This window comes from Pseudomonas sp. 3A(2025), assembly GCF_054589175.1.
In genome coordinates, this window is the sequence record NZ_BAAILM010000008.1 from 35731 (window position 1) to 58286 (window position 22556).

A 22556-nucleotide genomic window follows, 5' to 3' on the forward strand; every position below is an offset into this window, starting at 1 on the left:
GCTTATCCACAGGCAGGTGCAGGGAAAGACTGGATAACCTTCAAGGCGCGGCTTCGTCGCACAATTCCAGCTTTTACCCTCTGAAAAGATATCCCTGCTTCAACGTACCGGTCCTGGTCGGTTGAAATTATTACAGCGAAAAAACCGAGCTAATTATCAGGGCTTGGGCAGTATTCAATCGCCTTTAGCCAGCCCCAAAAACAATAAATATATACCGCACACCATCCATTAAACCCGCCCATGATCTTCGAAACTCAATCCTCAACAGTGAGCGCCTGATGAACTCCAGCCGCATGATTGCAGTTTCGTTCCAACAGTAACTTTCAGCAATATCACGCCCACTCTATTACCGCCATGGTATTGGGTGAACGATAAATGGCGCACGGTTAAGATTTCCAGGATGGAAAGCACAGCATGAGCAATGAAAATCATATTCCAGGACAAACGTTTCACTTAAGGCCTCTCGTTATAAATCCGGATCGCGAGCAAACGTTTAGTTTCGGCAGTATCGGAGGCGGCGGCTACAGTGGCCACGGTGATGGATGGGGCGCACAGGAAGGACCGCACCGAGGAGAAGGAAGTCCTGGTAGACCAAGAGAAATAGCCATACCTAATGTGATGGCCGACTTCATGGCTGAGCAAATTCAAGGTCAACTGGCTATTGATAACGAATACAATGCACGGTTCGAAAATCTGCCAGCCGATACAGATCGTGAATGGGAAGAAAAAAAGCAAACCATAAAGGGTGGCAAGCACTTTTCCAGTGCGCAATCAGCGGAAAGTGATCAAACGGCAACACTGCAACTCATTGAGCAGAAACAACAGCAGTCCGCATCCATCATCCCTGCCATGTATGGGCTTGATGGCCATGCTCCTTTCTATTTAATGAACGTATTGCCGGTACAGAGGATTCGTCAGCTCTGGAATTCCGGCCAAATGAATCAAGACAATCTTTTGGCTGCTTACGCGCTTTTCGACAGTGCCTATAAAGCGGCATTGGAATATAAAAGGCTTTATTTATCCGTTGACCGATTAGCCGAGAAACTTCCCGAGTTAGCCAGACAGAAGCAAACTGCAGAACAGGCTACACCGCTCGATGAGGCTGCCTGGGCAGTCGCTCAGCAACAACGAATCAGGATGATCGAGCTGGAGCGCGATATCCATGCTCAAAAACTTCCAGAGTTTCTACAGACCGAGCTTGTCAGCGCAGCAGGCTCCGTCGCTCATCTGACACTGACCCAGGCATTAACGCACTACAAAGCTGTGCTCGAGAGCATGGCAGCCAATCGTTTGGCAAATATACAACCCATCGAGGTATACGAGAGGTCCAAGAGGACCGGCGTTCTGCCCTCTTCGACCAACCCAAAGGTCAACGCCCCACTCAGCAAACCGGAACTGGAAGCGCTGAATGAATTAGTGCATTTGCAACACACCACCGACCTTGGAAAAAGATGGATTACTCACCACGACGCAGTACTCAAGGAAGAATCAGCCAGGCATTTGAATTATGCCGCACGTGCCTTAAACGGTCTGATTGACCGCTCTCACCAAGCCGAGCAAATGGCTGAAGCCAGGCGTATTGCCCAAGAACAGGCACGCATCGCAGCAGAGGCCGAAGCCAAACGCATTGCTCAAGAAAAGGCACGTATCGCCGCCGAAACTGAAGCCAAGCGCGTTGCACAAGAAAAAGCACGTATCGCCGCCGAAGCTGAAGCCAAGCGCGTTGCACAAGAAAAAGCACGTATCGCCGCCGAAGCTGAAGCCAAGCGCGTTGCACAAGAAAAAGCACGTATCGCCGCCGAAGCTGAAGCCAAACGTATTGCCATCGAACAGGCGCACGTTGCCGCAGAAATAATCAGAACCGCCAACACCTTCCGCGTCTTGGGTTCTGTTGCAGCAACCCAATCAGTCGTCATGACCTCTTGGGGGCCAATTGCAGTTACTGAAGGCGCGACGATCAGCCTGCAAGCTGCCGTCCGCGCCGCAGTCATAGCACTGGCTGATTTACTGGCCGGTACAGTCACGGCCTTTTTCGTGGGCGTAGCGGCTCTGGTGTACACCCCTAAGCTGGCCAATGGCGAGTTACCCCAGCGTTTCAGCTTCAGCACACCGCTGTCCGACCTTGCCCCTGAACTCAATCAGGACTTGCCTGCTATTGCGGCCATTGCCGGTACGGTCGACGTTCCTTTTCGTATCAGTTCACAAACCGCCGCTGATGGACAAACGAAAATCATCGTCGTCAAAACGGACGGTGAGGCGGTGCCTTCCAGGGTCAAAGTTGTCACTGCAACCCATGATCCCAAGAGCAACACCTATTCTTTCACCACCCCCGACCAGCCACCTCGAACCCTGACATGGACGCCAGCCGTACCGCCGATTGACAGTTCGACATCCCTGCCCGTCGAACAGCCGCCTCCGACTGTCTACCCTGGCGCCGAAGTCGCGCCCACCGAAGGAAGGATTGATACCTTTCCGGAGCTGGCAGAAACAGGGTTCGACGATTACATCCTGACCTTTCCGCAGGATGCGGGCTTACCGCCGCTCTATGTGATGTTTCGGGACCGTCGGGGTGATCCAGGGGTTGCGACAGGTTATGGTCAGCCGATTACTGGGAACTGGCTTGAACAGGCCGTTCACGGTAAAGGAGCGCCGATCCCGGCACAGATTGCAGATCAATTGAGAGGTAAAGAATTCAAGAACTTCAGGGAATTCAGGGAAACGCTTTGGAAAGCGGTGGCCAATGATCCTGGGCTATCTGCTCAGTTCTCACCCTCTAACCTGGCTCGAATGAGGCGTGGTAGCTCTCCTTTTGCTCCGCCCTTAGAATCTGTAGGAAGAAGAAAAAGATTTGAAATACACCACATAATATACTTGAAAAATGATGGCGAACTATACGACGTGGATAACCTACAGATGCTTACACCGAAAAAACATATCGCAACACATCAATAACCAAGGAGACTCAAAATGATATTTAAAGAAAAATTAGCAGACTACACTGAGAGCGAATTCCTTGAGCTTGTTACAAAAATATGCACAGCAGATACAGCTTCAGAAGAAGAAGATGACCAACTGGTTGAGCATTTCTCTACTATCACTGAGCACCCCCAAGGCTACGGTGTAATTTTTTACCCTGAAGCAGGCGCCGATGATAGTCCACAAGGTATTGTAGCGTTCATAAAAGAATGGCGCGCAGCCAATGGCAAGCCCGGCTTCAAGCAAGGCTAGTTACGCCTACATACTCCAGTCGCCATTACATAACAGCGACTGGAGCCTCTTCACTGCAAAGATGGGTAAGAACAGGGTAAGCGAACAAATGCAACTGAAAGGCAAATTTGAAGACTACACCGAATCAGAGTTTTTGGAGTTAGTCACAAAAATCTGCATGGTCGAAGTAAAGTCCGAAAAAGAGCATATATCCCTCGTCAGGCATTTTGGAAAAATTACTGAGCACCCACAACGCTATGGCGTAATCTACTATCCAGATCCCGAAATGGAGGAAAGCCCTCAGGGCATTGTAGACTTCATAAAAAACTGGCGAGCTACCAACGGAAAGCCCGGCTTCAAGCAGGCCTGACTGCAACACCACTCCAGCCTTCATCATGTAAAGAAGGCTGGAGCCTGCTTTATACGCCAATGCCTCTCATGCGACGCAACACCTCAATCCTCCTCGCGCAACTCCAGTTCCACCATCAAATCATCCGCCAGCGTTTCCAGGCGCGCCTGCAGATCATCCAGCGTCACCGTGGCGGGCACACCCAACACCGCTTCAGCACGGAACATCCACTCTCCGCTCATCGGTGCAGTCATGACTTCAGTCACCAGCCGCTCGACGTTGACGCCCTGCCCGGCCAGCAAGCGAGTGATATCGCGCACTATTCCGGGGCGATCGGTGCCTACCAGTGCCATATGAATGGGCGTCCAGACGCTGGTAGTTTCTTCTGCATCCTGATCTTCGGCCAGCAGTACACGAATGTCATGGCTGGCCAGTTCATGCAGGGCAGTGACTAATGCATCGCGTTGTTCAACCGGTACACCGACGCGCAGGATGCCGGCGAACTGCCCGGCCAGCCGCGACATGCGGCTTTCCAGCCAGTTGCCGCCGTGCTCGGCGATGCAGTGGGCGATGCGTTCGACCTGCCCCGGTTTGTCGGGGGCAACCACGGTAACGACCAGATGATTCACAGGCGATTCCTCTTGTAGTGATGGACAGGCATGCAATCGACTGACAGCCAGTATAGAGCACGCTGCAAGTGTTCCGACCAGTCGGACCGGTCCGGCACGATTCCTGTACGGTTTTGCGCGGATTTCGACAATACCTCGTCAGGACGATACCAAGTCCTGCGCCTTATGTGACCGAACAGAACCGCATGGTCGTTTGGTGACGTATTTTAGTCGCATTCTCACCCGTCAATTCATCATGTAGTATCCATCGGCGCGCACTACATAACGGGTTTCACCATAATCAAATGCGTTCGCAATACGGGCGCAACAGCTGAGCAGAGTGAGGCAAGGCAATGACTGAATACGTTCAAGTCGGCGATCTGCGGGTCGCCAAGGTTCTTTTCGATTTCGTGCAGAACGAAGCCGTACCCGGAACCGGCGTCGATGTGGCTGCCTTCTGGAGTGGGGCGGATGCACTGATTCACGAACTGGCCCCCAGAAACCGCGCATTGCTGGACAAGCGCGATGAGCTGCAAGGCAAAATCGATGCGTGGCATCAAGCCAACGCCGGTAGCGCGCATGACGCCGTCGCCTACAAAGCGTTCTTGCAGGACATCGGCTACCTGCTGCCGGAGCCTGCGACGGTGCAGATCAGCACCCAGAATGTCGACGAAGAAATCGCCACCATGGCAGGCCCGCAACTGGTCGTGCCGGTGATGAATGCCCGCTTTGCACTCAACGCGGCCAATGCGCGCTGGGGCTCACTGTATGACGCGCTGTATGGCACCGATGCGATCAGCGACGAAGGTGGCGCCGAGCGCGGCAAGGGCTACAACAAGGCCCGTGGCGACAAGGTGATTGCCCGCGCCAAACAGTTGCTCGACGAAGCCACGCCGCTGGCCGGTGCTTCGCATGCCGATGCCACCGCCTATGCACTGGTCGACGGTAAACTGACCGTCACCCTGAACAATGGCACTGAAACCGGCCTGCAGGATGAAGCCCAACTGGTCGGCTTTCAGGGCGATGCCAGCGCCCCTATCGCCATCCTGCTCAAGCACAACGGCTTGCACCTGGAAATCCAGATCGACGCCAGCAGCCAGATCGGCCAGACCGACCCGGCCGGCGTCAAGGACATCCTGCTGGAAGCGGCGCTGACCACCATCATGGACTGCGAAGACTCCATCGCCGCCGTCGATGCCGACGACAAGACCGTGGTCTATCGCAACTGGCTGGGCCTGATGAAAGGCGACCTCGCCGAAACAGTGAGCAAGGGCGGCGAAACCTTTACCCGCACCCTGTACCCGGACCGCAGCTACACCACGCCGGCCGGAGGCGAAATCACGCTGCATGGCCGCTCGTTGCTGTTTATCCGCAACGTCGGCCATTTGATGACCATCGACGCGATCCTCGACAAGCACGGCAACGAAGTGCCCGAAGGTATTCTCGACGGCCTGGTGACCAGCCTGGCAGCGATCCACAACCTCAAGGGCAACACCTCGCGCAGCAACAGCCGCAGCGGCTCGGTGTACATCGTCAAGCCGAAGATGCACGGCCCCGAGGAAGTCGCATTCACCAATGAGCTGTTCGAGCGCATCGAGCAAGTGCTGGGCCTGACGCGCAATACCCTGAAAGTCGGGATCATGGACGAAGAGCGCCGTACCTCGGTCAACCTCAAGGCCTGCATCCAGGCGGCCAGCGAGCGTGTAGTGTTCATCAACACCGGTTTCCTCGACCGCACCGGCGACGAAATGCACACCTCGATGGAAGCCGGCCCCATGGTGCGCAAGGCGCAGATGAAGGCCGAGAAATGGATCGGCGCCTACGAGAATTCCAATGTCGATATCGGCCTGCGTTGTGGCCTGCAAGGCCGTGCGCAGATCGGCAAGGGCATGTGGGCCATGCCTGACCTGATGGCATTGATGCTCGAACAGAAAATCGCCCACCCGCTGGCCGGTGCCAACACGGCCTGGGTGCCGTCACCGACCGCTGCGGTGCTGCACGCCCTGCACTATCACCAGGTCGATGTGTTCGCCCGTCAGACGGAACTGGCCCAACGCGAACAGGCCTCGGTGGACGATATCCTGACCATCCCGCTGGCCGCCAACACCGACTGGACGCCCGAAGAGCTGCGCAACGAGCTGGACAACAATGCCCAAGGCATTCTCGGTTATGTCGTGCGCTGGATCGATCAGGGCGTGGGCTGCTCCAAGGTGCCGGACATCAACGACATCGGCCTGATGGAAGACCGCGCCACCCTGCGCATCTCCAGCCAGCACATGGCCAACTGGCTGCGCCATGGCGTGGTCAGCCAGGAACAAGTGCTGGAAAGCCTGCAACGCATGGCTGTCGTGGTCGACCGGCAAAACGCCAACGACCCGCTGTACCGCCCGCTGGCCCCGGACTTCGACAGCAATATCGCCTTCCAGGCGGCGATCGAGCTGGTCATCGAAGGCACCCGCCAGCCTAACGGCTACACGGAGCCGGTGCTGCACCGTCGTCGGCGTGAGTTCAAGGCTAGCCTCGTTAGCTGATTTGCGTGCAAAAGACTGCGTGGTGTTCCGGACACCACGCAGTTACCCCATCCCCAACTCCCGCTTCACCAATTTCACCAACTGCTTGGTATTGATCGGCTTAAGCAGAAAATCCACCACGTTCAAATGCATGGCATCGATGGCATCGCGCACGTTGGCGTCGCCGGAGACGATGATGATCGGCAGTTCTGCATCGTCCGAGCTGCGTATCTGGCGGATCAATTCCAGTCCGTCGCCGGGGGCCATGCGCAGGTCGGTGATCAGCAGGCCGATGGAGTGGCAGCTTTGCAGCGTTTGCAGCGCACCGCTGACACCGGAGGCGGTCAGGCAACTGATGTCGTTGAGGCTGAGGATCTCAGCCAGTATTTCGCGCGCGTCAGTGTCGTCATCGACGATCAATACCCGCTGGGGCGCCTCACAGTGCGCAGCGTGCATGACTTCGTTGAGCGCTTCACGCTCTTCGTCGCTGAGAATGTCGTGGTCGATCATGGGAATCTCATCATTGCCTGGACTCATTCTGCCAGTCGTTCAAGAACAACGTTTGACGCGATGCAGTCTGGCCACAGGTTCCCGGCTCAGGCGTAAGACTTACGTCCAATGGGCACTGGGCACCAAGCGGCCGACCATGGCCATCAATAACAAAAAATGCGGTCCACGTCATGAGTAAAGCAGATGCCTTCACCGAGGCAGGCAAAACTGCGGTGCTGCAAAATATCCACGGCACCATGCAGTTCCTGCAAAAATTTCCGCCGTTCAACCAGATGGAAAACGCCCATCTGGCGTATCTGGTCGAACAATGCCAGCTGCGTTTCTATGCCGCCGACGACAGTATCATCAAGCCGGCCGACGGTGCTGTAGAACACTTTTACATCGTCAAACAAGGCCGGGTGGTCGGCGAACGCCCGCATTCGGCCAGACGCGGCACGGAAACCACCTTTGAAATCACCACCGGCGAATGCTTTCCGCTGGCCGCCTTGCTCGGTGAGCGTGCCACCCGTACCGAACACCTGGCGGCTGAAGATACCTTTTGTCTGCAATTAAACAAGCCGGCCTTTATCAAACTGTTCGCGCTGTCGACCTGCTTTCGCGACTTTGCCTTGCGCGGGGTCAGCAGCCTGCTCGACCAGGTCAATCTGCAAGTCCAGCAGCAGGCGGCGCAGACCCTCGGCACCCAATACTCGCTCAACACCCGGCTTGGCGAATTGGCCATGCGCCATCCGGTGATGTGCAGCGCCGAGACGCCGATGCGTGAAGCGGTCAAGCTGATGCACGAGCAGCAGGTCGGCAGCATCGTGATCGTCGATGAGCAACAGGCGCCGCAAGGGATTTTCACCCTGCGCGACCTGCGCGAGGCGGTCGCCGATGTGAACGCCGATTTCAGCCACGGCATCGCCCGCTTCATGAGCCCGTCGCCGTTTTACCTGAGCCCCGACGCCAGCGCTTTCGATGCAGCCATTGCGATGACCAGCCGGCATATCGCCCACGTGTGCCTGGTGCGCGACGGGCGATTGTGCGGCGTGGTGTCCGAGCGCGATCTGTTTTCCTTGCAACGGGTCGACCTGGTGCATCTGGCGCGCACCATCCGCAATGCCCCGCGTGTCGAGGCGCTGGTACACCTGCGCGGCGATATCGTGCAACTGGTCGACCGCATGCTGGCGCATGGCGCCTCATCGACGCAGATCACCCAGATCATCACCTTGCTCAACGATCACACCGTGTGCCGGGTCATCGAACTGACCCTGGAAGAAAAAGGCGATCCGGGCGTGCCGTTCAGCTGGCTGTGCTTCGGCAGCGAAGGCCGCCGTGAGCAGACACTGCACACCGACCAGGACAACGGCATTCTGTTCGAGGCGCAGGATGCCAGGCAGGCCGCCGAGATCCGTGAGGTGCTGCTGCCGATTGCCGAGCGCATCAACCAGAGCCTGGCGCTGTGCGGCTTTACCCTGTGCAAGGGCAATATCATGGCCGGTAACCCGGAGCTGTGCCTGTCGCGCAGTGAATGGGCGCGACGCTTCTCGGCGTTTATTCGTGAAGCGACCCCGGAAAACCTGCTGGCCTCCAGCATCTACTTCGACCTGCGCGTGGTCTGGGGCGATGAAAGCGGCGGCGACAGCCTGCGCCGCGGCATCCTTGATCAAGTGGGCGATAACCGCTTGTTCCAGCGCATGCTGGCCGACAACGCCTTGCGCCATCGCCCGCCGGTGGGGCGCTTCAAGGATTTCGTGCTGGCGCGCAAGGGCAGCGACAAGGACACCCTGGACCTCAAGACCGAAGGCCTGACGCCGTTCGTCGACGGTGCACGGCTGCTGGCGCTGGCCAACGGCATCGAAGCGATCAACACCCTGGAGCGCCTGCGCCAGTTGGTAGAACGCGAAGTCATCGATCCGCTCGACGGCGCCGCCTATGAAGAGGCCTACCATTTCATCCAGCAGACGCGCATGCAGCAGCATCAGCTGCAAAGCCGACAGAATCTGGCGTATTCCAACCGGATCGACCCCGACACCTTGAATCATCTGGACCGACGTATCCTGCGCGAATCGTTCCGCCAGGCCCAACGGCTGCAAACCAGCCTGACCTTGAGATATCAGCTTTGAACCTGTTCCAGTGGCTGCGCCCGCGCAGCAAAAAAACGCCGCTGACCGACGACCAGCAACGGCGCCTGGCCGCCCTGCCGGCCTGTGCGCCCCTCAACGAGCAACCCTTGCGCCAGCAGCGCTGGGTGGTGCTCGACCTGGAAACCAGCGGTCTGAACATGAACCGCGATCAGGTGCTGTCGATCGGGGCGGTGGTCATCGAAGACGGCGCCATCGACCTCGGCCAACAATTCGAATGCACCATCCAGCGCGTCGATCATCAGCTAAGCCCGGCGGTGCTGATCCACGGCCTGGCGCCCAGTGTGATCGCCGCCGGCAGCGAGCCGGTCGAGGCGTTGCTCGACTTCATGGCGTTTCTGGGCGACAGCCCGGTGCTGGCCTTTCATGCACCGTTCGATCAGCACATGCTGACCCGCGCCCTCAAGGACAGCCTGGATTACCGTTTGCAGCATCCATTTTTCGATGTCGCCGAAATCGCCCCGATGCTCTGCGAGCAGGTCAATCTGCGCCAGGCCGGGCTGGACGACTGGACGCAGCATTTTGGCCTGCACGCCGAAGAGCGCCACCACGCCAGCGCCGACGCGCTGGTCACCGCCGAACTGGCGCTGATCCTGTTCAGCCATGCGCGGCGCCAACAGATCGACAGCCCGGCACGGCTGGAACACGCGTTGGGCCAGTGGAGGCGGCGCAAGCAGTCACACTCGTTCTGACCCGGCATTGCCGGACGCACAGCAGGCGACAAACGTCGATTGCCAGCCAGATGGCGCTCTGCCAGAATCGCGAATAGTTCTTGTTACTTAACGCATTCCTGTTTGGGGCCCTTCGTGTCGTCAGTGCAAAACCCTCACCGCGAACTCGTCGGCGCGTTGTACCGCGACCATCGCGGCTGGTTGCTGAGCTGGTTGCGGCGTAATGTTGCCTGCCCGCAGCGCGCCGAAGACCTGAGCCAGGACACCTTCGTGCGCTTGCTCGGCCGTGACGAACTCAACACGCCCAGCCAGCCCCGTGCGTTTCTGGCCGCCGTTGCCCGAGGGCTATTGTTCGATCATTTTCGCCGCGCCGCACTGGAACAGGCCTGGCTCGACGAACTCGCGCAACTGCCGCAGGCCGAGCACCCGTCGCCCGAGACGCAGCACCTGATTCTCGAAGACCTCAAGGCCATCGATGCGATGCTGGCCAAACTGTCGAGCAAGGCCCGCGCCGCTTTTCTCTATAGCCGCCTGGACGGTCTGGGCCATGCCGAGATTGCCGAGCGCCTGGGCGTGTCGGTCTCGCGGGTGCGTCAGTATCTGGCGCAAGGCATGCGCCAGTGCTACGCCGCTCTGTATGGCGAGCCGACCTGAAATGAGCCTGTCTTCACGTCCGGTCCCGGCCCATGTGCTGGAAGCGGCCATCGCCTGGCAACTGAGCCTGGACTGCGCCGCCGAAGACGCCACCGAGCGCAAGGACTTCGCCCATTGGCTGGGTGCCAGCGAAGAACATGCCCGGGCCTGGAGCCAACTGGGCATGATCAACCAGCGTTTCGAGCTGCCGGCAGGCCCTGCGCGGCGGGCCTTGCAGCAATCGCCTGGCACGCTGCGCAAGCGCATCGGCAAGTTCGGCGGCGGGCTGGTCAGCCTGGGCCTGGCCGCAGGATTGGCGTTGTTTGTCGGCGATCGCTATCTGCCCATCGGCTACTGGCTGGCCGATCAACGCACCGCTACCGGCGAACAGCGCAGCGTGCGCCTGGCCGACAACACGCTGGTGCGCCTCAACACCCACAGTGCCATCGATGTGCGTTTCGATGACAAGCAACGCCGCGTGATCCTGCGTGACGGTGAGATTCTGGTCGAGACCGGCAACCACGATGACCCGCGCCCGTTTATCGTCGAAACCCGCGACGGCAACATGCGTGCCCTGGGCACGCGCTTTCTGGTGCGTCGCGAAACCGAGGGCACGCGCCTGAGCGTGCTGCAATCGGCGGTGGCCGCGCAACCCAGGCGCAACACCGGCGAACAGGTCCTGCGCGAAGGTCAGCAAGTGCTGTTGAAAGCCGACGGGCTGGGACCGTTGCTCAGCCTGCCAGTGGGCAGCGACGCCTGGGTACGCGGCATGCTGGTGGTCGACAACGTGCGCCTGGGCGATCTGCTCGCCGAGCTGAGCCGCTACCGGCCCGGTTATCTGGGCGCCGATGATCAGGTCGCCGACTGGCGCATCACTGGCAGCTTCCCGCTGGCCGACACCGACCTGGCGCTCATGGCGCTACTGCCGACCCTGGCCGTGCGCATCGAACAGCACACGCCATGGTGGACCCGCATCGAACCGCGCGAAGACGCCAAAGCCACTGCGCCGGTAAAACCCTGAAACATCTTTAGCCCTGTCACTTGTGCAGCCTCGTGCGGCTTAGCAAGATTCGGGACTACGGAACTCACCATGAAAAGCCACACCGTGCGTCGCTGGTCATTCGTGCATACCTGGAGCAGCCTGATCTGTACGCTGTTTCTGTTGATGCTCGCCATCACCGGCCTGCCGCTGATTTTCCATCACGAAATCGACCACTTGCTCGGCGATGCACCGGCCTTTCGCGAAATGCCGGCCGATACGCCGCACCTGAACTTGCAACAACTGGTCGAGGCCGCGCAGGCACATCGTCCGAACGAAGTGATGCAGTATCTGGGCTGGGACGAAGACGATCCCGACGGCGTGCTGGCCATTACCGCCGCCACGGCCGGCACTGACCCAAACCTGTCGCATACCTTCGCCCTCGATGCGCGCAGCGGCGAAGCGCTGGAAACGCCATCGGCCAACGGTGGCTTCATGATGGTCATGCTGCGCCTGCATGTGGACATGTACGCCGAGCTGCCGGGCAAACTGCTGCTGGCGTTCATGGGCCTGTTGTTCGTGGTGGCGATTGTTTCCGGCACCGTGCTGTATGCGCCGTTCATGCGCAAACTGGGCTTTGCCAGTGTGCGCGTCGACAAATCGCCGCGCACCCGCTGGCTCGACCTGCATAACCTGATCGGCATCGTGACCCTGACCTGGGTGCTGGTGGTGGGCATTACCGGGGTGATCAGCGCCTGCGCCGACCTGCTGATCGCCTCGTGGCGCAACGATGCGCTGGTCAGCATGATCGCCCCGTACCGTGACGCCCCACCGCTGACCGAGCGTGCCCCGGCCGATAACCTGCTGAACATCGCCCAGGCCACCGTACCGGGCATGACCCCGGACTTCATCGCCTTCCCCGGCACACGGTTTTCCAGCGAGCACCATTACGCGGTGTTCATGAAGGGCAACACGCACCTGACCTCGCACCTCTGGACCCCGGTGCTGATCGACGCCAGGACCCTGAACGTCACCGCCGTGATCGCCAGGCCCTGGTACATGGACGCGCTGGCCATGTCGCAACCGCTGCATTTCGGTGATTACGGCGGCATGCCGATGAAGATTCTCTGGGCGGTGCTGGATGTGCTGACGATCATCGTGCTGGGCAGTGGCCTGTACCTGTGGTGGGTCAAACGCCGCGCCAGCCGCGTCGCCGGGCCGGTGAATGCATGAGTAAACCATCGACCCTGTGGAAAACTTTCGCCGCGCCGGGCTGGATCGCGCTGCTCATCGCTGTTGGCCTGTTCGCCGCCCTGCTGGGCGATGGCGCCTGGGATGTGCCGGTGTGGCTGGGCATGGGCATTGCGGCGGGATTGAGTATCAAAGGCCTGCTGAAACGCAAAGGCCGCTGACCTGGATTTTACGAACATTGCGCGGCCGTCTGGCGCTGTCTAGTCTATGGGACTGTCCCAATCGAGGAACACGCATGTCAGCGCCCACCATGACCCTGTATTTCAATCCGGCTTCGCCGTTTGCCCGCAAGGTGGTCATTCTGCTTCATGAAACCGGGCAACTGGACCGCGTCCAGTTGCAGCCAACGATCCTGACCCCGGTCAATCCCTCGACCGAACTCAACCACGACAACCCGGCCGGCAAGATCCCGGCCCTGCGTCTGGCCGATGGCAATATCATCCATGACAGCCGGGTGATTCTCGATTACCTCGATTACCAGCATGTCGGCAATCCGTTGATCCCCCGCGAGGGCTCGGCGCGCTGGCGGCGCCTGACCCTGGCCTCGCTGGCCGACGCCCTGCTCGATGCCGCCTTGCTGATCCGCTACGAAACCGCCCTGCGCCCCAAGGAACTGCACTGGCCGCTGTGGCTGGACAACCAGCAGAGCAAGATCGAACGCACCCTGGCCTATTTCGATCAGGAAGCGATCACCGAACTCAGCGCCCCACCGTTCGACATCGCCGCCATCAGTACCGCCGCCGCGCTGGGCTATCTGGATTTCCGCCAGCCCGACCTCAACTGGCGCAGCAGCTACCCGCGTCTGGCCAACTGGTACTTCGAGGTCAGCCAGCGGCCTTCGATGCAGGCCACCCAGCCCTCCTGAGTGACCGTCCTGCTGCCGGCGGCGGTGCCGGCAGCAGGTTGACGATGTGTGCCAGCAGGCATCGGGCCAGGCGCTGTTCCTGGCGCAATAACGACTCTTCTTTCATTGCGCTTCTCCGGCAGCAGGCTTGGCGCTGATGCCCGGCGCAATCGAGTACCAGTCCAGTTTGCGGGTCAGCACCATGAACACACCCAGCAAGCCGAACAGCAGCAACGACCCCATTAGCAAGGCGTAGTCTTCAGCGCTCAGCAAGCCATAGAGCAAGCCGTACAGCGCCGCCAGACCCGCCGCAAACCCCAGCCCCTGCAACACGCCGCGCAGTACGTGGCTGACATAGAAGCCGATCAGCAATACACAGCCGCCCGCCGACAACAGATAAGCGGTGGCAAACCCCAGGTGCTCGGACAACGACAGCAGCATCAGGTAGAACAGCGCCAGCGCCGCACCGACCAGCGCATATTGCACCGGGTGCACCGCCATGCTTTTGAGCACTTCGAACAGAAAGAAGCCGGCAAAGGTCAGGGCAATGAACAGCAGCGCATATTTGATCGCCCGATCGCTTTTCAGGTACTGGTCCACCGGATCGATGAAGCTCACGCCAAAGCTGCGGCTTTGCAATTCGCCGCACTGCTCGGTCAGCAGGCAACTGCTCAGCGCCTGTTCCAGGTTGGTCGAGAAGAACGTCGACTGCCAGGTCGCCGTGAAGCCTTCGGCAGAGATTTCCCGCTGGGTCGGCAAATAGTTACCGATGAAGCTGGGGTGCGGCCAGTCGGCGGCCAGTTGTACCTGGCTGGACTTGCCAACCGGGGTGATATTCAGCTTGCCGGTGCCTTGCAGGTTCAGGTCGAAAGCAAAGTCCAGACGAGTCGTCTGCTTGCCATCCAGCACCGGCAAATCGGCGCTGACACCCTCGCCCAGTCGCGTGACCCGTGTACCGGGCTCGAACTCAAGACTCTGGCCATTGAGCTGCAGCTTCAGCGCATTTTCGATACCGCGTACATCGCTGATGCCGACGGCCAGAAACGGGCGGTCAAAGCTGTAGTCTTCGAAGCCATCTTCCAGGCCGAATTTTTCGGGCAGTTCGAAATGCCCCTTGATCTTGCTGTCGGCATGGAACAACCGCGCTTCATAGATACCCCGTGCGCGCAGCTCGGTACGCACCTTGCCATCAAGCTCGAAACGCTCCGGCAGAAAGTACAAAGAGCCGCGCTCTTGCCGGGTTTCAAGATAACGCTCGTCGGTCTGCTCTCTGGTTTTCCACACCCGCACGGTCTTGCGATACGGCACCACCACCAGCGGCCCGCTGATGTGCTGGCTGTAACTGGAACTGCGCGCAATATCATCCAGCACACCGTCACGCTGCGCCTGCCGCTCACTGATCAGCCCGCCGATCATCAACAGCGGAATCAACAACAGCAGGATCAACAACGCGATCATGCCCAACTTCATTGCCAGACTTCGATTCATGGGGACTCTCCCTGTTTGCTATGGGGAAAGTCTGCAAGCGCCGTGTGGAGCGATGATGGGCGGAATGTGGAGATTGTGTGGGAAATTTCGGAGTTATCCGAAGTCCTTGCCTAATAAATTGGCGCGCCTGGACGGTTAGAGGATGATGCGCCGTCTGGCTATAGATCCACGATAGATTTCCAGATTTCACAAAGCAAAAACCCCGCAGCTTGGCGGGGTTCTTACTCTGGTACACGGGCACGACTGGCGCTAACCAGAAAACCCGCGTTTCGAGAGCGACCTTAGTAGAAAACCAACGAGCTGACAAGGGACTTCATGCTTTCTCACCTGACCGCACCCCGCCTCAAAACGCTGGAGACGTTCTTCGTTACCAAGACTGAAAGCGACCTGTTCGGCTGCTATGCCTGGACCCAGGCTGTTGGCTCTGCCTTGCTACCGATTCTTGGCGATCTTGAAGTCAGCCTGCGCAATGCCCTGCATCGCGGTCTATCACAATACTATGGCGGTGTAGACAGCTTCGAATGGATGCTGAAAACGAGGCCAAACCCTACGAACGCAAAGACTCCCACCTCATGGCACAAGCTGAAAACGAACACCTGTGATGAGATTCAAAGGGCCGTTGAAAAAATCGAAAAACGTAAGGGCAAAGGCAAAGCAAGCATTGATGACATCATTGCCAAGTTTCCATTTGGTTTTTGGGAAACGATCATCAAGGGGCTGAAGCATTCTTCGCATCCTACCGGAATGCAGGAAAGCGTACTGACCGTGACTTTTCCATATGCTCCCGATCTTGCAACCACGCCTTACCGTCATTCAGCATTCGTCAACAGGATAGCCAACCTCTTGTATCAGGTACGCGATGTTCGAAACCGTATTGGCCATCATGACCAGATATGGAGAACGCCCGAGTTCGATGCTCATGGCAACCTGGGCTTCATTCCGCGCCGACCGCGCCAGACAGTGAACAGCCTGAAGCTCCTGGCCGATAGAGTCGCCTGGCTTGCGGGGTGGATCGATCCGAGTATCACCGACTACATCAAAGCATCTGATCACTGGTGTTCGCTGCAGGCATTGCTGACCAAAGATGCATTAGTGATCTATCGAAAAAATAGTGGAAAGACCGGCACATATGAAGCGGTGCTGCGCTCATCACCGCACGTGTGCGTTGAAGCCTGGCCAACCTGGAGTCCGCAAACACCTGACCGGGTACACAGAATGAACCATCGCAGAATGACCAAGGCTATTTACTACTGACGGTTGGTCCCCAGAAGCTGACCATCTGTTTGAGATACGGAGCCTCGCTCAGAAAGATCAATTCACGGCAACCACACGCTCACCAACACCCCGCCCTCGGCATTTTCGATGCGCAATTGACCGCCGTGCAACTGCACCACTTCGGCGACGAAATTGAGTCCCAGCCCGGTGCTTTTACGCCCGGTGTGCGGGCGTGGCAGCGAATAGAAGCGCTCGCACAACCGCGCCAGGGCGTAGTCGGGAATCGCCTCGCTGCTGTTGAACAGGGTCAGTTGAATGCCGTCGTCCTGGCGCTCGGCGGTCAGGCGCAGGGTGCCGCCGAGCGGGGTGAAGTCCAGGGCGTTGTCGAGCAGGTTGGCCAGCGCCTGTTGCAGCAAAAAGCGCTCGCCATGCAGGCACAGGGTCCGGTCGATGCGGTGCTCGACGGCCAGTTGCAGGCGCTCGACGGCCACCGTGCGGGCCGCCAGCAATTCATCGACCAGCGCGGCCAACGGTATCGCCACCCGCTCTTCCAGTTCCTGGCGCTGTTCGACCATGGCCAGGTTCAGCAGCCGTTCGATCAATTGTTGCATGCGCTGGCTTTCGTTCTGGATATTGCTCGCAAAGCGCTGGCGCTGGGGTTCGGGCATGTCGTCCTGAAGCAGTTCGGCGGCGCCGCGAATCGCCGCCAGCGGGCTTTTCAGTTCGTGGGTCAGGGTGTGTACGTAGCGCTCGACATAGGCCTTGCCTTCAAGCTGGGTGCGCATATGCTCCACGGCGGTGGATAACTGCTCCAGCTCGCCACCGCGATAATGCGGCAGCTCGGCGCGCTGGCCTTCGCTGACCGCCTGGGCATAGCGGGTCAGGCGGCGCAGCGCCGAACTGAGCCACCAGGAAAACAGCGCCCCCATCAGCAGCCCCAGCACCATCAGCCCGCCGCCGTACCACAGCAGGCGGCGCTCGGCGCGGTCCACATAAGGTTGCAGCGAGCTGTTGGGCTTGGCCACGGTGACCACGCCGATAATCGCGCCTTTATCGAGGATCGGCGCGCCGACGTGCATCACCGACGAGTTGGAGTCTTCAGGGTCGCTGCGGGTCGAGCGCGCCCCGTACTCACCGCGCAAGGTCAGAAAGACATCGTTCCAGCGCGAGTAATCCTCGCCCACCGCAACGCCGGCCGAGTCGAGCAGCACGATGCCGCGGGCGTCAGTGACGTAGATGCGATTGTTGACCTTTTTCTTGCGCAGCTCCCAGATCGTCGCTTCGGGCTCACGCAGGCCGTAGTCCTTGAGCACCTCGTTGAAGCGGCTCTGGCCCAGCGTGCCCTTGCGCACATCGTCCTGAAAGATTTCCGCCAGCAGGTTGGCGGTGTCGACCAGGGTTTCTTCGGTCGACTGGCGTACGCCGGGGCGCACTTCCTTCATCACCGTGCTGAGCACGAAATACCCGGTCAGGGCGATGAACACCGCATACACCAGAAAGATCCGGATACTCAGCGACATGCTAGCTGTGTCCAGGGCTGAAGCTATAGCCGATACCGCGATGGGTCTGGATCGGCTCCGCGTCGGCCGCCACCAGCCGCAGCTTGGCACGCAGGCTCTTGATGTGGCTGTCGATGCTGCGCTCATAGCCGGCATCGCAGGCTACGCCCAAGGCATCGAGCAATTGTTCACGACTGAACACCCGTTCCGGTTGCTCCAGCAGGCATTGCAACAGGCGAAATTCGTGGCGGGTCAGGCTCAGCGGCTGGCCGCGATAGCTGATCTGCACGCGCTCAAGGTCCAGCTGAAACAGGCCGTTGCCGGCAGCCTGAACCGGCGCTGCGGCTTCACGCGGCAGCATACGTTTAAGGATGGCTTTGACCCGTGCTGCAACCTCACGCGGGCTGAACGGCTTGACCACATAGTCATCGGCACCGATTTCCAGGCCCACCACGCGGTCGATCTCGGCGTTGCGGGCGGTCAGGAACATCACCGGCACGTCGCTGAAGCGGCGCAATTGCTTGCAGGCCTCGAAGCCGGTGATGTCCGGCAGGCCGACATCGAGAATGATCAGGTCGGCCGGCGTCTGCCGCTGGTGCTCTACGGCCGCCTGGCCAAGCTCCAGCCAGGCGGTGGTAAAACCCTCGCTGTGCAGGGCATAGATCAGGGTGTCGGCAATCGCGACTTCGTCTTCGACAATCAGAATATGCGGCATGGCATCCAGGCCCGTGAGCGATGGCGAAACGGTGCGCGATTGGCCAGCAATCGTCAATCAGCAATCGGGCTTGTCAGCGGTATAGCGCCGCGCCGGGTTGACGGCGGCATCGAACTCGCGCAATGCCTTGGCGCCGATCAGCAACGGATAGTTGAAGTGGCTGCGGTCCACCAGGTTGACCTCGACCGTGCGCTGTTCCTTGCCCAGGCACAGTTGCAGCTCGATCACCGGCCGCTTGGCCGCCTCGACGCCACCTTCTTCTTCATCGTCTTCGTCGGCACGGCCCTTGATCTTGCTGATGCGCGCCAGCTTGTGCTCGAACACCTTGTTGCTCGCGCCTTCGGTGGCCAGGCGGAAGCGTACCCATTGCTCACCATCACGCTTGAACAGCTCGATGTCCTTGGCCGACAACGAAGCGGTCACCGCGCCCGTGTCCATCTTGGCCTTGAAGGTCTCACCGACCTCGGGCACCTTGATGTTCTCGTAACGACCGTAAAGGGTCGGATCGGCAGCCAGGGCAGGCAACGCCAGCAGGGACAACAGCGCCAGAACAGTCTTCACGCGATGGACTCCTCACAATGTCGGCGCCCGATTGGCGCCCGGTTTTAGACAGCGCTACGGCGCTTGGTTCGCGCGTAACGTTTCAAGAAACATCTGTAAGCACCTGTTTCGTTGGCGCGTCCAGTCAGGCTATCTATCATAGGCACACCACACACTCCCAGAGATTGCTATGCGCCGCGCCCTCACCGGCTGTTTCGTTACCCTGCTGTTGTTGACCAATACCCTGGTGCTGATCGGCCCGTTGCTGGTGTTTGCCCTGCTCAAGCTGATCTTTCAGGGCAATATGCGCGACCAGTGCTCGGCGGCGGTGATGTGGATTGCCGAGACCTGGGCCGAGGTCAACAAATGGATTTTTGCCGCCACCCTGCCGACCCGGTGGGACATTCGCGGCAACGCCGATTTGCGCACCGACACCTCGTATCTGGTGGTCAGCAATCACCAGTCATGGGTAGACATTCCGGCGCTGATCCAGACCTTCAACCGGCGCACGCCGTTCTTCAAGTTCTTCCTGAAAAAAGAACTCATCTGGGTGCCGTTCCTGGGCCTGGCGTGGTGGGCGCTGGATTATCCGTTCATGAAGCGCTACAGCAAGGCCTTTCTGGCCAAACATCCCGAACTCAAGGGCCAGGACCTGAAAATCACCCAAGCAGCGTGCGAGCTGTTCAAGCGCCAGCCGGTGACCATCGTCAATTATCTGGAGGGCACCCGCTTTACCCCGGCCAAGCATGCCGCCCAGCAATCGCCGTATCAGTACCTGCTCAAGCCCAAGGCCGGCGGCGTGGCCTTTGTGCTGGCAGCGATGGGTGAACAGCTCGATGCGATTCTGGATGTGACGGTGGTGTACCCCGACGCAAACATTCCGGGCTTCTGGGATTTGCTGTGCGGACGGGTGCCGAAAGTGATTATCGATATCCAGACCCGAGAGCTCGAACCTGCGCTGTGGCAAGGCGATTACGAGAACGACCCGGTGTTTCGGGCCAAGGTGCAGGAATGGGTGAATGGGTTGTGGGTCGAGAAGGACGAGCGGATTCGCAACATTCGCGGTTAAAGCCCTGCATAGGGCTTTAACCGCAAAAAGCATTACGCCGCGCTAAACAGCTTGTGCGGGTCAATGACGAATTTCTTCGGTACGCCGGCATCGAACTCGCCGTAGCCGGCCGGTGCCTGATCCAGGCTGATGACCTGCACGCCCACCACATCGGCGATGTTGATACGGTCCCACATGATCGCCTGCATCAACTGGCGGTTGTACTTCATCACCGGCGTCTGCCCGGTGTGGAAGCTGTGCGACTTGGCCCAGCCCAGGCCGAAGCGGATGCTCAGAGCGCCCTGCTTGGCAGCGGCATCGACCGCGCCCGGATCGTCGGTCACGTACAGGCCGGGAATACCGATTTTGCCGGCAACACGAACCACACCCATCAACGAGTTGAGTACGGTGGCAGGCGCTTCGGCCTTCACACCCTCGTGGCCATGGCCACGGGCTTCGAAGCCTACGGCGTCAACCGCGCAATCGACTTCCGGCTCGCCCAGCAACGCGGCAATCTGCTCGTGCAATGGGGTGTCGGTGGACAGGTCGGCAATCTCGAAGCCCTGCGCCTTGGCGTGGGCCAGACGAACCGGGTTGACGTCACCGACGATCACCACCGCAGCACCCAGCAAGCGCGCCGACGCCGCAGCGGCCAGACCGACCGGACCGGCACCGGCGATATACACCGTGCTGCCGGGGCCAACGCCGGCCGTTACGGCACCGTGGTAACCGGTGGGCAGAATGTCGGACAGGCAGGTCAGATCGCGGATTTTCTCCATCGCGCGGTCGCGGTCCGGCAGTTTGAGCAGGTTGAAATCGGCGTACGGCACCAGCACGTACTCGGCCTGGCCACCGACCCAGTCACCCATGTCGACATAGCCATACGCGCCGCCGGGGCGGGCCGGGTTGACGGTCAGGCACACGCCGGTGTGTTGTTCCTTGCAGGAGCGGCACAGGCCGCAGGCGACGTTGAACGGCACCGACACCAGGTCGCCGATTTTCAGGTTTTCGACGCCGCTGCCCTTCTCGATCACTTCACCGGTGATCTCGTGCCCCAGTACCAGACCTACTTGCGCCGTGGTACGGCCGCGCACCATGTGCTGGTCCGAGCCACAGATGTTGGTGGACACCACACGCAGGATCACGCCGTGCTCGATCTTGCGACCACGCGGGTCCTGCATTTTCGGATAGTCAATTTTCTGTACTTCGACCTTGCCAGCGCCGAGATACACCACACCGCGATTTCCAGACATGCATGTCACCTCTATTAGTTGTTGTTAACGAGGGGTGTCGCTTGCTGCCAAGGATGCGCTGAATCGAGCGGAGAATTTTCAGTGACACCGCCCTCAGCTATTCCAAAAACGACAAGGGCACAGATTAGTCGTTAATTTAAAGCTGAGAGGCGGTAGAGAAAGGAATCAGAGCACGACGGTGCGATTGGCGTTGAGGAACACACGGCGCTCGATGTGATAGCCGATGGCGCGGGCCAGGGTCAGGCATTCGATGTCGCGGCCCTTGGCGATCAGGTCTTCAGGGTAGTGCGCGTGGTCGACCACCTCGACACCCTGGGCGATGATCGGGCCTTCATCAAGGTCGTTATTGATGTAGTGCGCCGTGGCACCGACCATTTTCACGCCCTTGTTGTAGGCCTGATGGTACGGCTTGGCACCCTTGAAACCGGGCAGCAGCGAGTGATGGATATTGATCGCCTTGCCGTCCAGTTTGCGGCACAGCTCCGGCGACAGCACTTGCATGTAGCGGGCAAGAATCACCAGCTCTGCACCGGACTCTTCGATCACCTGCCAGACCTTTGCTTCCTGCCCGGGCTTGTCGTTGGGGTCCAGCGGGAAATAGTGGTAAGGAATCGAATGCCAGGCCGCCAGCGGTTCGAGGTCGGGATGGTTGGACACCACCGCGACCACGTCCATCGACAACTGGTTGATGCGCTGGCGGTATAGCAAATCGTTGAGGCAGTGATCAGCCTTGGAGACCATGATCACCACTTTGGGCCGATAGGCTGGCGCGGTCAGCTCGAAGAGCATGCCAAAACCGGCACCACGCTCGGCCAGGCCGGCACGAAAGCCGGCCTCGTCGAAGTCTTTCGGCTGGCGGAATTCGACCCGGATGAAAAAGCGGCCGGACAACCGGTCATCGAACGAATGGTGCTCGGTGACATAGCAGCCCTGCTCGAACAGATAGCGGGTCACCGCATCCACCGTGCCCAGCACACTGGGGCAATCGGCGGTCAGAATCCATGTATCGGGGGCGCGGCTCATAAGTCATCCTTCTGGTTCAGAGCTGTACAACCGTCGTAGGACCGGCTTTAGCCGGGAACGGTAGCGACACGGTTCCCGGCTAAAGCCGGT

At 59.4% G+C, this 22556-nt stretch carries 21 protein-coding genes; 13 read left to right on the plus strand and 8 right to left on the minus strand.

The window, feature by feature from the left end:
- Positions 1-414: 414 nt before the first annotated feature.
- The 3 genes from ACYP2A_RS02275 to ACYP2A_RS02285 are packed head-to-tail and all read left to right on the plus strand — an operon-like array spanning position 415 to position 3577.
- Positions 415-2952, plus strand: a complete 2538-nt coding sequence (locus ACYP2A_RS02275; protein WP_459742378.1) for an S-type pyocin domain-containing protein — start codon at positions 415-417, stop codon at positions 2950-2952.
- Positions 2953-2967: 15 nt separating this feature from the next.
- Complete coding sequence (locus ACYP2A_RS02280; protein WP_459742379.1) at positions 2968-3228, plus strand: bacteriocin immunity protein; 261 nt, start codon at positions 2968-2970, stop codon at positions 3226-3228.
- On the plus strand, positions 3200-3577 hold the full coding sequence (locus tag ACYP2A_RS02285) for a bacteriocin immunity protein (RefSeq protein ID WP_459742381.1): 378 nt from the start codon (positions 3200-3202) through the stop codon (positions 3575-3577). The genes ACYP2A_RS02280 and ACYP2A_RS02285 overlap by 29 nt, the downstream gene beginning before the upstream one ends.
- Positions 3578-3660: 83 nt before the next feature.
- Here ACYP2A_RS02285 and ACYP2A_RS02290 read toward each other — a convergent pair whose 3' ends face one another.
- The gene (locus tag ACYP2A_RS02290) at positions 3661-4185 is read right to left on the minus strand and encodes a glycine cleavage system transcriptional repressor (RefSeq protein WP_459742383.1); all 525 of its coding nucleotides are present in this window, start codon (positions 4183-4185) and stop codon (positions 3661-3663) included.
- A gap of 332 nt (positions 4186-4517) precedes the next feature.
- Here ACYP2A_RS02290 and ACYP2A_RS02295 point away from each other — a divergent pair, with 332 nt between their 5' ends.
- A complete protein-coding gene (locus tag ACYP2A_RS02295; protein WP_459742385.1) occupies positions 4518-6695 on the plus strand; it encodes a malate synthase G in 2178 nt (725 codons plus the stop codon).
- 42 nt (positions 6696-6737) lie between these two features.
- Here ACYP2A_RS02295 and ACYP2A_RS02300 read toward each other — a convergent pair whose 3' ends face one another.
- The gene (locus tag ACYP2A_RS02300) at positions 6738-7184 is read right to left on the minus strand and encodes a response regulator (protein WP_459742387.1); all 447 of its coding nucleotides are present in this window, start codon (positions 7182-7184) and stop codon (positions 6738-6740) included.
- 170 nt (positions 7185-7354) lie between these two features.
- Between ACYP2A_RS02300 and ACYP2A_RS02305 the strand changes: the two genes are divergently transcribed.
- From ACYP2A_RS02305 to ACYP2A_RS02335, 7 genes are all read left to right on the plus strand, one after another.
- On the plus strand, positions 7355-9289 hold the full coding sequence (locus ACYP2A_RS02305) for a putative nucleotidyltransferase substrate binding domain-containing protein (RefSeq protein WP_459742389.1): 1935 nt from the start codon (positions 7355-7357) through the stop codon (positions 9287-9289).
- Positions 9286-9999: a 3'-5' exonuclease gene (locus tag ACYP2A_RS02310; RefSeq protein ID WP_459742391.1), complete on the plus strand. Its 714-nt coding sequence runs from the start codon at positions 9286-9288 to the stop codon at positions 9997-9999. Before ACYP2A_RS02305 ends, ACYP2A_RS02310 begins: the two co-directional genes overlap by 4 nt.
- Positions 10000-10113: 114 nt before the next feature.
- Entirely contained in the window at positions 10114-10632 is a 519-nt protein-coding gene (locus ACYP2A_RS02315; protein ID WP_459742393.1) for an RNA polymerase sigma factor, read from the plus strand.
- A 7-nt stretch (positions 10633-10639) separates the two neighbouring features.
- Positions 10640-11632 carry a FecR domain-containing protein gene (locus tag ACYP2A_RS02320; RefSeq protein WP_459742681.1) on the plus strand — a complete coding sequence of 331 codons (993 nt, stop codon included), beginning with the start codon at positions 10640-10642 and terminating at the stop codon, positions 11630-11632.
- 69 nt (positions 11633-11701) lie between these two features.
- On the plus strand, positions 11702-12823 hold the full coding sequence (locus tag ACYP2A_RS02325) for a PepSY-associated TM helix domain-containing protein (RefSeq protein ID WP_459742394.1): 1122 nt from the start codon (positions 11702-11704) through the stop codon (positions 12821-12823).
- Positions 12820-13002: a hypothetical protein gene (locus ACYP2A_RS02330; protein ID WP_459742395.1), complete on the plus strand. Its 183-nt coding sequence runs from the start codon at positions 12820-12822 to the stop codon at positions 13000-13002. Before ACYP2A_RS02325 ends, ACYP2A_RS02330 begins: the two co-directional genes overlap by 4 nt.
- A 74-nt stretch (positions 13003-13076) precedes the next feature.
- The gene (locus ACYP2A_RS02335; protein ID WP_459742397.1) at positions 13077-13706 is read left to right on the plus strand and encodes a glutathione S-transferase family protein; all 630 of its coding nucleotides are present in this window, start codon (positions 13077-13079) and stop codon (positions 13704-13706) included.
- Between the two features lie 102 nt (positions 13707-13808).
- Here ACYP2A_RS02335 and creD read toward each other — a convergent pair whose 3' ends face one another.
- Positions 13809-15173, minus strand: coding sequence for a cell envelope integrity protein CreD (gene creD / locus ACYP2A_RS02340; protein WP_459742399.1), 1365 nt, complete (start codon positions 15171-15173; stop codon positions 13809-13811).
- Between the two features lie 315 nt (positions 15174-15488).
- On the opposite strand from creD, the gene ACYP2A_RS02345 reads away from it, so the two are divergent.
- Entirely contained in the window at positions 15489-16427 is a 939-nt protein-coding gene (locus ACYP2A_RS02345) for an Abi family protein (RefSeq protein WP_459742401.1), read from the plus strand.
- A gap of 62 nt (positions 16428-16489) precedes the next feature.
- Here ACYP2A_RS02345 and creC read toward each other — a convergent pair whose 3' ends face one another.
- From creC to rloA2, 3 genes are read right to left on the minus strand one after another with little or no spacing between them, the layout of a single operon-like run.
- A complete protein-coding gene (creC, locus tag ACYP2A_RS02350) occupies positions 16490-17908 on the minus strand; it encodes a two-component system sensor histidine kinase CreC (protein ID WP_459742402.1) in 1419 nt (472 codons plus the stop codon).
- Between the two features lies 1 nt (position 17909).
- Positions 17910-18602: a two-component system response regulator CreB gene (gene creB / locus ACYP2A_RS02355; RefSeq protein ID WP_459742404.1), complete on the minus strand. Its 693-nt coding sequence runs from the start codon at positions 18600-18602 to the stop codon at positions 17910-17912.
- Positions 18603-18659: 57 nt separating this feature from the next.
- On the minus strand, positions 18660-19163 hold the full coding sequence (gene rloA2 / locus ACYP2A_RS02360) for a retropepsin-like aspartic peptidase RloA2 (RefSeq protein WP_459742406.1): 504 nt from the start codon (positions 19161-19163) through the stop codon (positions 18660-18662).
- 169 nt (positions 19164-19332) lie between these two features.
- Here rloA2 and ACYP2A_RS02365 point away from each other — a divergent pair, with 169 nt between their 5' ends.
- On the plus strand, positions 19333-20211 hold the full coding sequence (locus ACYP2A_RS02365) for an acyltransferase (RefSeq protein ID WP_459742408.1): 879 nt from the start codon (positions 19333-19335) through the stop codon (positions 20209-20211).
- A gap of 32 nt (positions 20212-20243) precedes the next feature.
- Here ACYP2A_RS02365 and fdhA read toward each other — a convergent pair whose 3' ends face one another.
- A complete protein-coding gene (gene fdhA / locus ACYP2A_RS02370; RefSeq protein WP_459742409.1) occupies positions 20244-21443 on the minus strand; it encodes a formaldehyde dehydrogenase, glutathione-independent in 1200 nt (399 codons plus the stop codon).
- A gap of 165 nt (positions 21444-21608) precedes the next feature.
- Positions 21609-22466 carry a formyltetrahydrofolate deformylase gene (locus ACYP2A_RS02375; protein WP_459742411.1) on the minus strand — a complete coding sequence of 286 codons (858 nt, stop codon included), beginning with the start codon at positions 22464-22466 and terminating at the stop codon, positions 21609-21611.
- Between the last annotated feature and the right edge of the window lie 90 nt (positions 22467-22556).